Source organism: Pseudomonas sp. MWU12-3103b (genome assembly GCF_023100615.1).
Lineage (GTDB): Bacteria > Pseudomonadota > Gammaproteobacteria > Pseudomonadales > Pseudomonadaceae > Aquipseudomonas > Aquipseudomonas putida_A.
Window position 1 is genome coordinate 1 of record NZ_JALMEY010000031.1, and the last position, 11,167, is coordinate 11,167.

The following is an 11,167-nucleotide window of genomic DNA, read 5'->3' on the forward strand; positions in this document are numbered from 1 at the left end:
AGTGGATCTTCAGTGAACACAGCAGTGGTGTTGAACACAGATCCCATGTAGGAGTGAGCCTGCTCGCGATGACGTCGGCACATTCAACACCCATTTAGCCTGACCCGCCGCCTTCGCGAGCAAGCCCGCTCCCACAGTGGATCTTCAGTGAACACAGCAGTGGTGTTCGGCACAGATCCATTGTGGGAGCGAGCTTGCTCGCGAAGGCGTCAGTTGCAGCACCGCCAATCCGAGGGAGTCAGCGCTTGGCCAGTTCCATGATCATCCGCGACAACAGATAAATCCGCGGCGCCACGCTCGCCACTTCGGCGTATTCCTCAGGCGTATGGATATTGCCGCCGACAATCCCGAAACCGTCCAGCGTCGGCGTACCCACCGCGGCGGACAAGCTGGCATCCGCCGCGCCACCACTGCCCTCTTCGGTCAGCTTGCGGCCGATCTCGCCGTAAATCCCTTGCGCCATGGCCATCAAGCGATCCGACTCCGCCGTTTGCGGCATCGGTGGCAGTCCGCGTTTGAGGCTGGTGGTGACTTCGGTTTCAGCGATCAGCTTGTCCTGCGACACTCGCGCCAGGTCTTTCTCGATCCGGTCGAACTCTTCCGGCACGGCTGCGCGCACGTCAGCCTTGGCGGTCGCGTGATCCGGGATCACATTGGTGCGATCTCCGGCCTGGAGCACAGTGAAGTTGATCGTGGTTTTCTTCGCCTCGTCGCCGAGTTTGCCCAACTGCAGAATCTGGTGCGCCGCTTCCATCGCCGCGTTCCGCCCCAGTTCCGGCGCGACCCCGGCATGCGCCGCCTTACCCTTGACCTCGACCAGCGCCGTCGCGCTGCCTTTGCGCCACACCACTAGACCATCGGCCGGACGCCCCGGTTCGAGGTTGAGGGTCACGTCATGAGCCTTGGCGGTTTTTTTGATCAGGTCGGTGGCGACGTCGGAACCGGTTTCCTCGCTGGCGTCGAGCAGAAAGGTGATTTGCGCGTAATCCTTGAAGTCGAGGTTCTTCAGAATTTTCAGCGCGTAGATCCCGGCGACGATGCCGCCCTTGTCGTCCATCACCCCGGGCCCGTAGGCGCGGCCGTCCTTGATGTGGAACGGGCGCTCGGCCGCGGAGCCTTCCTTGAACACCGTGTCCATGTGCGCCATCAAAAGGATTTTTGCCTTGCCGGTGCCTTTGAAGGTGGCCAGCACATGATTGGATTTTTCCGGGGTATTGGGCACCCGTTCGATGGTGGCGCCGAGCTTCTTCAGCTCATCGATGGCGATCTCGCTGACTTGTTTCAGGCCCGGTTCATAACCGGAACCGGAGTCGATGTTGACCAGCCGTTCCAGCAGTTTCAGGGCTTCGGGCTGATACTGCTCGGCATCCGCCAGCACTTGCTTGTGCGGTTCGGCGAAGGCGCTGGCGGAGCTGAGGACGAGGGACAGGCCGAGACTGGCGGCCAGCAGCGAGCGGGGGAATGCGAACGTCATGAATCGATCCTTGTTTCGCGTCGGGGGGACTCAAACCGTACCTGACATCGACGCAAGGCTCTATACCGGATGCGACATCTCTGCGGCCGACACCGAACACTTGTAGGCCTTCGCCTGCTCGCGACAGCGGAGTGTCAGCCGACATCAATGCCGCTGACAGAACGCCTTCGCGAGCAAGCCCGCTCCCACAGGGGACGGCGGTGATAGATCAGACCGAATCGAGCAGTTCCTGCTTCGGCAGATCGTCACTGTTGCAGATCACCCGATTGCGCCCGGTCGCCTTGGCCTCGTACAGCGCCTGATCCGCATCATTGAGCCAACGGGTCGCGTCGCCGTGTGCCGGTTCGTAAGCCGCCAGACCAATGCTCAGACTGACCTTGAGCGCCGGGTTCTGCTCGTAACCCAGGGTGGCGAAACGCTCGCGCAAGGCTTCCATGGCCTGCGCGGCATTGAACAGCGGCAGGTCAGGCAGGATCACGCAAAACTCATCGCCGCCATACCGCCCGGCGACGTCCGCAGCGCGCAGGTTCTGCTTGAGCATTTTGCTCAACTGGCGCAGCACGATGTCACCCGCCACATGCCCGTAGGTGTCGTTGATCGCCTTGAAGTGATCGATGTCGATCAACGCGATCGCTGCGCCCTGCTGCTGCCGGCGGCAACGTTGAAAGGCGATTTCCAGTTGATCCTTCCACGCGCCGTGATTGAGCAGTCCGGTGAGGCTGTCGGTGCGACTCAGGGCCAGTAGCTCACGCTTGTGCAGGCCCAGCGTGTAGGCCTGGCGAAAGCAGATCCAGCCCAGCGCCAGCGGGTACAGCATCAGCAACGGCAGGCAGGCATAAAGCTGCAGAGGCGAGGTTTGCGGGATGAACGCCGGGGCGAAAACCACCAGGCCGACGCCGATACCAAGAACCTGCGCCGCCAGGCCTGCGGCGAGAAAACGTAATCCGCCGATGGCGACGTTATTCATCGCCATCATCGAAATGGTGGTGGCACTGGGCAGCGGATTGAACTGCATGGCGGCGACCCAGAAGCCGCCCATAAAGGCATCAACCAACAGATTGCGGTGTTCCGCATGGTAAGGAACGCTGGCACGACGGGCCCATTGAAACGCCAGGTGCGGCCAGAGCAGGCCATTGAACAGCATCAACGCCCAGACCCACAGCGGCGGGTCTAGCGGATACATCGCCGCGCTCACGCACAACAGCCCCAGCACCAGCCCGAGGGTTCGCGATGTATAAAGCCTCCTGGCCAATGAAAGTCCCTTTCCCCCCTTGTTTCGCATAAGGGCCTCGACCACTCAACGGAACCTGCGAACACCGTCAGACGGATGTGCTGGAAGTCTAACAGGCAGCCGTTAAATAGCTATCACCGGCCAGCCGCTGAATACCGCGCCATCGCCGTCGCGCACAGGGCAAATTTTTAGCTATACCTGAAAGGACGAAAACGGAAAAACGACTATAAGAAGGAGGCCCATGCAGACCTACCGAGTGTTGATCATCGGCAGCGGATTTGGCGGCCAATGCGCGGCGGTCAACTTGCTCAAGGCCGGAATCGACGATTTTCGCTTGCTGGAAAGAAGGGACTTTTTCGGCGGCACCTGGTGCCAGAACACCTACCCCGGCGCGGCGGTGGATGTGCCGTCACCGCTGTACTCGTTGTCGTTTGCGCCATTTCCCTGGACACAGATGTTCGCCGCCCAGGCCGAATTACATCGCTACACCGAACACGTCATCGAGCGCTTCGGCCTGCGCGAGCGCGTGGCGCTGCAAACCAACGTCGAACGCATCGAATGGGACGACGCCGAAAAGCGCTGGGCGGTGCATACCAGCAAGGGGATTTTTTACGCGCAGTTCGTGATCAACGCCTCCGGGCCGTTGAGCCAACCGGTAATCCCACCCTTTCCCGGCCTGGATCGCTTTCAGGGCAAGACTTTTCATACCAACAATTGGGATCACAGCTACGACTACCGCGGTAAACGCGTGGCCATCGTCGGCAGCGGCGCCAGTGCCGCCCAGGTGATTCCGGCGATTGCTGCCGAAGTCGAGCAATTGCACGTGTTCCAGCGCACGCCACATTGGGTGCTGCCGCGCGCCGATCGCACGTTCGGGCCTTTCCAGCGCTGGCTGCTGGGGGTAAAACCGGCGTACAAGCTGCTGCGCTGGCTGCTCTACTGGCAATTCGAAACCCGGGTTATCGCCTTCAAATATTCGAAACCGGCGATTCACCTGGTTCAGCGTCAGGCGCTGCGTTTTCTCAAGCAACAGGTGCCGGATCCGGTATTGCGCGCAAAACTCACCCCGGACTTCACCATCGGCTGCAAGCGCATTCTGCTGTCCAGCACCTATTACCCGGCGCTGACCCGGCCCAACGTCACGTTGCACAGCCGTGAGCAAGGCATCGCCGAAATCGATGAAACCGGGATCACCACCACCGACGGCCAGCACATCGACGTCGATCTGATCGTCTGGTCGACAGGCTACGACGCCACCGACGGCGTGGTCTCCTACCCGGTGACCGGCAGGCACGGCGTGCAACTCAAGGATGTCTGGGCGCAGTACCCGCGCGCCTACCTGGGCACCAGCCTGCCGGACTTTCCCAACCTGTTTATCGTCACCGGGCCCAACACCGGCATCGGGCATACCTCGGCGCTGTTCATCATCGAAGCGCAGATGAATTACATCCTCGACTGCATCCACACCCTGCAGTCAAAAGGCCTGCGCAGCATCGAAGTGCGCCCCGCAGCGGAACGTACCTACACTGCAATGATCCACCGTGAGATGGAACGCACGGTGTGGAAGTCCGGCGGCTGTCACAGTTGGTATCAGAGCAAGAGCGGTCATGTGATCGCGATATTTCCGGGCTTCAGTTTCAGCTACTACCGGTTGACCCGGACGCTGAAACCGGCTGACCACATTCTGTCCTGAACACGTAAAAGGAAGACGTCGATGCTTGTGCTGTTTGTCGCTCTCGCGGTTTTCGTGGCCTGGAGCTGGTTGAGTTATCCAGCGATCGGCCATTGGTTGTACGACCTGAGCACGGCGCTCGAGGCCAAGTTGTACAAGTTGCACAAAATCGAGGTGCCGATTGCCGAAATGACCGTCTCGACCTGGCAGGGTGGTCCCTATGAAGCAGCCAGCGCGATCCTGATGCTGCACGGCTACAGCGCCGAGAAGAATCTGTGGCTGCGCTTCGCCAGGCATTTTGTCCGCCAGTACCGGGTGATCATTCCGGACATCGCCGGTCATGGGGAAACCGGGTTCAAGGCCGGTGGCGGCTACGACATTCCGTTGCAGGCCAAGCGCATGATCCAGCTGCTGGACGTGTGCGGCGTGGAGAAAGTCCACGTGATCGGCAACTCCATGGGTGGCTACATCGCGGCATGGCTGGCAGCAACTTACCCGGAGCGGATCGCCTCGGTGGCGCTGATCGACCCGGCCGGCGTCACTGCACCGCAGGCCAGCGACATGGAGCGCCACCTCGCCCGTGGGCATAACCCGTTCCTGATCAACTCCCGGGAAGAGTTCCGCCAGTTTTATGCGATGACCATGGCCTCGCCGCCGTGGGTGCCCGGGCTGGTGCTGGACGCCATCGCCCAGCGATACGAACGCCAGCGTGATGAACTGGAAGAGATCTTCCGCGACTTTCGCGCCAGCCCACCCATGGAGCCGAAACTGGCCGAGATCAAATGCCCGGCGCTGCTGCTGTGGGGGCGCAAGGACCGCTTGATCGACGTCAGCAGCGTGCCGGTGTGGAGCAAGGGCATCGCCAATCTGCGGGTCGAAGTGTGGGATGGCGTCGGACACATGCCGATGGTCGAACAACCGGGGAATACCGCGCGGTTGTATCGGGAGTTTCTAGGCAATCAGCGATGAGTCCCAACACTATCCTTGTGATGAGGGAATTTATTGTGGTGAGGGGATTCAGCGAAACGTCGCACCGCCCCGATGGGTTGCGCAGTAGCCCCAGTTCCAGCACTAAGCTGAATCAGACACACCGCATTCTCTGGGTTGGGGCTGCTGCGCAGCCATCGGGGATAAATCTCCTCACCACAGGTAATCACGTCCGCCGATGGGGTCGAAATGAACATTCTCTACGACGAACGCCTCGACGGCCCGCTACCGGAGGTGAACAAGGCCGAGTTGCTGAAAACCCTGCAGCGCGCCCTCCCGGATCTCGACCTGCTCTGGCGTGAAGACGAACTCAAGCCTTACGAATGCGACGGCCTCTCGGCCTATCGCACCACGCCGATGCTGGTCGCCCTGCCCCGGCGACTCGATCAGGTGCAGACCCTGCTCAAGCTCTGCCATCAACACAACGTGCCGGTGGTTGCCCGGGGTGCTGGCACCGGGTTGTCGGGGGGTGCGCTGCCGCTGGAAAAAGGTCTGTTGCTGGTGATGGCGCGCTTCAACAACATCCTGCACATCGACCCGGCGGCCCGTACCGCGCGGGTTCAGCCCGGGGTGCGCAATCTGGCGATCTCCCAGGCCGCCGCGCCGTACGGCCTGTATTACGCGCCGGATCCGTCGTCGCAGATTGCCTGCTCGATCGGCGGCAACGTCGCGGAAAACGCCGGTGGCGTGCACTGCCTCAAATACGGTCTGACCGTACACAACCTGCTGACAATCGAAGTGCTGACCATCGAGGGCGAACGTCTGACACTGGGCAGCGACGCCCTCGATGCGCCGGGTTTCGATTTGCTGGCGCTGTTTACCGGCTCCGAAGGATTGCTCGGGATCATCACCGAAGTCACGGTCAAATTGCTGCCCAAACCGCAGGTCGCCAAAGTCTTGCTGGCCAGTTTCGACTCGGTGGAAAAGGCTGGCCGTGCCGTGGCCGACATCATCGCTGCGGGGATCATTCCCGGCGGCCTGGAGATGATGGACAACCTGGCGATCCGCGCCGCTGAAGACTTCATTCACGCCGGTTACCCGGTTGATGCCGAGGCGATTCTGTTGTGCGAACTCGATGGCGTCGAAGCCGATGTCCACGACGATTGCCTGCGGGTGCGCGAGGTCATGCTCGAGGCCGGCGCCAGCGAAGTGCGGCAGGCCCGCGATGAAGCCGAGCGCGTGCGCTTCTGGGCCGGGCGCAAAAACGCCTTTCCGGCGATTGGCCGCTTGTCGCCGGATTACTACTGCATGGACGGCACCATCCCGCGCCGCGAATTGCCCGGCGTGTTGCACGGCATCGCCCGCCTCGGCGCCGAATACGGCTTGCGCGTGGCCAACGTGTTCCATGCCGGCGACGGCAATATGCACCCGCTGATTCTGTTCGATGCCAACCAGCCGGACGAACTGCAGCGCGCCGAAGCGTTGGGCGGGAAGATTCTCGAATTGTGCGTGCAGGTTGGCGGCAGCATCACCGGTGAACACGGGGTCGGCCGCGAGAAAATCAATCAGATGTGCGCGCAGTTCAACAGCGCTGAGCTGAGCCTGTTCCACGCGGTCAAAGCCGCGTTCGACCCGCAAGGCCTGCTCAACCCCGGCAAGAACATCCCCACCCTGCACCGCTGCGCCGAATTCGGCGCGATGCACATTCATGCCGGACAACTGCCATTCCCCGAACTGGAGCGTTTCTGATGGCTGATTTCGACGCCAGCAGCGCGCTGCTCGATCAGGTCAACCAGGCCCGGGCCAACGCCACGCCGCTGAAGATTCAGGGCGGCAACAGCAAGGCGTTTCTCGGCCGCGAAGTGGCCGGCGAAGTGCTCGACGTCCGCGCGCATCGCGGGATCGTGCGCTATGAACCGACGGAACTGGTGGTCAGCGTGCGCGCCGGCACGCCGCTGCGCGAGTTGCTCGCGGCGCTCGACGCGGCCGGGCAGATGTTGCCCTGCGAGCCGCCGGCCTTCGGCGACAGCGCCACGGTGGGCGGGATGATCGCCAGCGGACTGTCCGGGCCACGGCGGCCATGGTCAGGTTCGGTGCGCGATTTTGTCCTCGGCACCCGGGTCATCACCGGTCTCGGCGAGCACCTGCGCTTCGGTGGCGAGGTGATGAAAAACGTTGCCGGCTACGACCTCTCGCGCCTGTTGACCGGCAGTTTTGGTTGTCTTGGGGTGCTGACCGAAGTGTCGCTGAAAGTCCTGCCGAAACCGCGTCAATGCCTGAGCATCCGCCTCGACCTCGATTGCGCCCGGGCGCTGGCGCGGCTTGCCGAGTGGGGCCAGCAACCGTTGCCGATCAGCGGCGCCTGCCATGATGGGCAAAGCCTGTATCTGCGCCTTGAGGGCGGCGAAGGCTCGGTCACCGCCGCCCATCAACGGCTCGGCGGCGAACCGCTGGATTCGACGTTCTGGCGCGACTTGAACGAGCAACGCCTGAGCTTTTTCGACGAAGGCCTGCCGCTGTGGCGCCTGTCACTGCCGAACAATCTCGGGCCGCAGGACTTGCCCGGCCAGCAGTTGCTCGACTGGGCCGGCGCGCAACGCTGGCTGAAGTCCGATCACGAGCACATTCAGATCCTCGCCCAGGAACTCGGCGGCCACGCCACCTGCTTTACCCATGGCGCCAGCGACACACCGTTCCAGCCGCTAGCCCCGGCGCTCATGCGTTATCACCGGCAACTCAAGGCGCAACTCGACCCGCAAGGGCTGTTCAACCCCGGCCGGATGTACGCGGAGTTCTAGCCATGCAAACCACCCTCAGCGAAGAGTCCCGACAACTGCCGCGCGCGGCCGAGGCGGAAAGAATCCTCCGTACCTGCGTGCATTGCGGTTTTTGCAACGCCACCTGCCCGACCTATCAGTTACTCGGAGATGAACTTGACGGGCCGCGCGGGCGCATCTATCTGATCAAGCAAGTGCTTGAGGGCGCTCCCGCTACCGAGCAGACACAACTGCATCTGGATCGCTGCCTGTCCTGCCGCAACTGCGAAACCACCTGCCCTTCCGGTGTCGACTATCACAACCTGCTCGACATCGGCCGTGCGGTGGTCGATCAGGCGGTGCCGCGCCCCGCTGCCCAGCGCTTGTTACGCGAGGGTCTGCGCGCACTGGCGCCGAATCCCGGGATGTTCAAGGGTTTGCTGCGCGTTGGTACAACCTTCAGGCCCCTGCTGCCACGAATGTTCGAAAGCAAATTGCCGCAGCGCTCGTCAGCATCCGGTTCACGCCCTGCTCCGCGCCATGCGCGGCGGGTGCTGCTGCTCGAGGGTTGTGTGCAACCGGGCCTGTCGCCGAACACCAATGATGCGACGGCGCGGGTGCTCGATCGGTTGGGGATCAGCGTGACGCCGGTGGCCGAGGCCGGTTGCTGCGGCGCGCTGGACTATCACCTCGACGCCCAGGCCAAGGGCCTCGACCGCGCGCGGCAGAACATCGACGCGTGGTGGCCGCACCTGGAAAACGGCGCGGAAGCCATCGTGCAGACGGCCAGCGGTTGCGGCGCGTTCATCAAGGATTACGGGCATTTGCTGGCAAAGGATCCGCGCTACGCCGACAAGGCGCGGCAGATCAGCGAACGTACGCTGGATCTGGTACAGATCCTGGCCCAGGAGCCCCTGGAGAAACTGTGCGCCGCCAGCCAACGGAGGATCGCCGTGCATTGCCCCTGCACCTTGCAACATGCGCTGAAACTCGGCGGCGCGGTGGAGACACTGTTGACCCGGCTGGGCTTCAACCTCACGGCGGTGCCGGACGGGCATTTGTGCTGTGGTTCGGCCGGCACCTATTCGCTGACGCAACCGACCCTTGCCCGGCAACTGCGCGACAACCGCCTCAACGCCTTGGAAAGCGATCGCCCGGACTTGATCGTCACCTCCAACATCGGTTGTCAGAATCATCTGGCAGGTGCCGGGCGCACGCAGGTTTTGCACTGGATCGAACTGGTGGATCAGTCGTTGGCAGAATGAAGTTCGTAGGATTCTTCGTTTGCCGCCGTCGGCGAAGGCTGCGATCTTTTCCTCCATCCTTTACGTGACCGTGGCAGGAATTTTTTTCATGACCGTGCAGCCTTTCGTCAGCCCCGACCTGATCCGCCAACGCTTCTCCAAAGCGATGTCCGACATGTACCGCGAAGAAGTGCCGTTGTACGGCGCGCTGATGGAACTGGTGGAACAGACCAATCGCGAAGTGCTGGCGGCTCAGCCGGACATCGCACGGCAGCTCGACAGCACCGGTGAAATCCAACGGCTGGACATGGAGCGTCACGGCGCGATTCGCGTCGGTACCGGCAAAGAGCTGGCGACCCTCGCCCGTTTGTTCGCGGTGATGGGCATGCAACCGGTGGGTTATTACGACCTGACCCCGGCGGGCGTGCCGGTGCACTCCACGGCGTTTCGCGCGGTGCATGAAGCGGCGCTGCAGGTCAGTCCGTTTCGGGTGTTCACTTCGTTGCTGCGTCTGGAACTGATCGAGGATCCCGAGCTGCGCGCGTTTGCCGAATCGGTACTGAATCAGCGTTCGATCTTTACCCCTACTGTCTTGCACCTGATCGAGCAGGCTGAGTCAGCGGGTGGGCTGAATGAGCCTGAAGCGGAGGAATTTGTCCTGCAGGCCCTGGAGACCTTTCGCTGGCACCACAGCGCAACTGTCACCGCCGCGCAGTACCAGACCCTCAGCGCTCAGCACCGTCTGATCGCCGATGTGGTGGCGTTCAAAGGCCCGCACATCAATCACCTGACCCCGCGCACGCTAGACATCGACAAGGTTCAGGCGCAAATGCCGGTGCATGGCATCACCCCGAAAGCGGTAATCGAAGGGCCGCCGCGTCGGCACTGCCCGATCCTGCTGCGCCAAACCAGTTTCAAGGCGCTGGATGAGCCGATCACTTTCACCGACCAGCACAACACCCGTGGCAGCCACAGCGCGCGTTTCGGCGAGATCGAACAACGCGGTGCGGCGCTGACTCCCAAGGGCCGGGCGCTGTATGACCGTTTGCTGAATGCCGCCCGCGATGAACTCGGCGACTTCCCCAACGAAGGCAACGCCGCACGCTATAACGAGCTGATGACTCAGCACTTTGGCGAATTTCCTGACAGCGTCGACGGCATGCGCGAACAGGAGCTGGCGTATTTTCGCTACTTCCCTACCGAAAAAGGCTTGGCAGCGGGTAGCCTCATGTCGGCATCGCTGGACGATTTGCTCCGCGAGGGTCACGTGAAAGCTGAACCCTTGGTGTACGAAGATTTCCTGCCGGTGAGTGCGGCGGGGATTTTTCAGTCGAATCTTGGGGACGCGGCGCAGACGCACTATGGCGAACACTCCAACCGTCAGGCATTCGAACAGGCGCTTGGGCGTGCGACGATTGATGAGTTGGGGTTGTATGCCGAGACGCAGCGGCGCTCGATTGAGGAGTGCGCCCAGGTTTTGGACCTGAAACTGTTCTGACTGTGGCGAGGGAGCTGGCTCCCGCTGGGCTGCAAAGCGGTCCTCGTTTTGGGAGCGCTGCGCACTCCAGCGGGAGCAAGCTCCCTCGCCACAGAATCAAATGTTGCCTCTAGCGCAATCGCGACAACAAGGCGAAACGCTCGACGATGGCCCTTGGCCTTACTGCGCAACTTCTTGCGCACTTGTTCGGTGAAAAAGGCGATTCATCGCGCTGCAGGCCTTGACTGGCGTGGCTTACAGCCAAGTGCGCAACTTCTTGCGCAGTACTGCGCAAGAAGTTGCGCACTTTCCCTCTCGATTCAGCAAAAAACATCGGCCAAACCGCACGCCAGAGCCACTCCACCCCCGGCTGCCGGGACCTTCGA

At 62.1% G+C, this 11,167-nt stretch carries 8 protein-coding genes; 6 read left to right on the plus strand and 2 right to left on the minus strand.

Features of this window, described 5'->3' with window-relative positions; translation table 11 throughout:
- Window positions 1-238: 238 nt before the first annotated feature.
- A complete protein-coding gene (locus M0808_RS28205; RefSeq protein ID WP_247843169.1) occupies window positions 239-1,474 on the minus strand; it encodes a M20/M25/M40 family metallo-hydrolase in 1,236 nt (411 codons plus the stop codon).
- 208 nt (window positions 1,475-1,682) lie between these two features.
- A complete protein-coding gene (locus M0808_RS28210; RefSeq protein ID WP_202370288.1) occupies window positions 1,683-2,756 on the minus strand; it encodes a diguanylate cyclase in 1,074 nt (357 codons plus the stop codon).
- Window positions 2,757-2,946: 190 nt separating this feature from the next.
- On the opposite strand from M0808_RS28210, the gene M0808_RS28215 reads away from it, so the two are divergent.
- From M0808_RS28215 to M0808_RS28240, 6 genes are all read left to right on the plus strand, one after another.
- Window positions 2,947-4,398, plus strand: a complete 1,452-nt coding sequence (locus M0808_RS28215; RefSeq protein ID WP_247843170.1) for an NAD(P)/FAD-dependent oxidoreductase — start codon at window positions 2,947-2,949, stop codon at window positions 4,396-4,398.
- Between the two features lie 21 nt (window positions 4,399-4,419).
- The gene (locus M0808_RS28220; RefSeq protein ID WP_139054628.1) at window positions 4,420-5,346 is read left to right on the plus strand and encodes an alpha/beta fold hydrolase; all 927 of its coding nucleotides are present in this window, start codon (window positions 4,420-4,422) and stop codon (window positions 5,344-5,346) included.
- A 207-nt stretch (window positions 5,347-5,553) separates the two neighbouring features.
- Window positions 5,554-7,053, plus strand: a complete 1,500-nt coding sequence (gene glcD, locus M0808_RS28225; protein ID WP_247843171.1) for a glycolate oxidase subunit GlcD — start codon at window positions 5,554-5,556, stop codon at window positions 7,051-7,053.
- A complete protein-coding gene (gene glcE, locus M0808_RS28230) occupies window positions 7,053-8,102 on the plus strand; it encodes a glycolate oxidase subunit GlcE (RefSeq protein WP_247843172.1) in 1,050 nt (349 codons plus the stop codon). Before glcD ends, glcE begins: the two co-directional genes overlap by 1 nt.
- Before the next feature lie 2 nt (window positions 8,103-8,104).
- Complete coding sequence (glcF, locus tag M0808_RS28235; protein ID WP_247843173.1) at window positions 8,105-9,325, plus strand: glycolate oxidase subunit GlcF; 1,221 nt, start codon at window positions 8,105-8,107, stop codon at window positions 9,323-9,325.
- Window positions 9,326-9,413: 88 nt separating this feature from the next.
- Window positions 9,414-10,802: a VOC family protein gene (locus M0808_RS28240; protein WP_247843174.1), complete on the plus strand. Its 1,389-nt coding sequence runs from the start codon at window positions 9,414-9,416 to the stop codon at window positions 10,800-10,802.
- Window positions 10,803-11,167 lie beyond the last annotated feature (365 nt).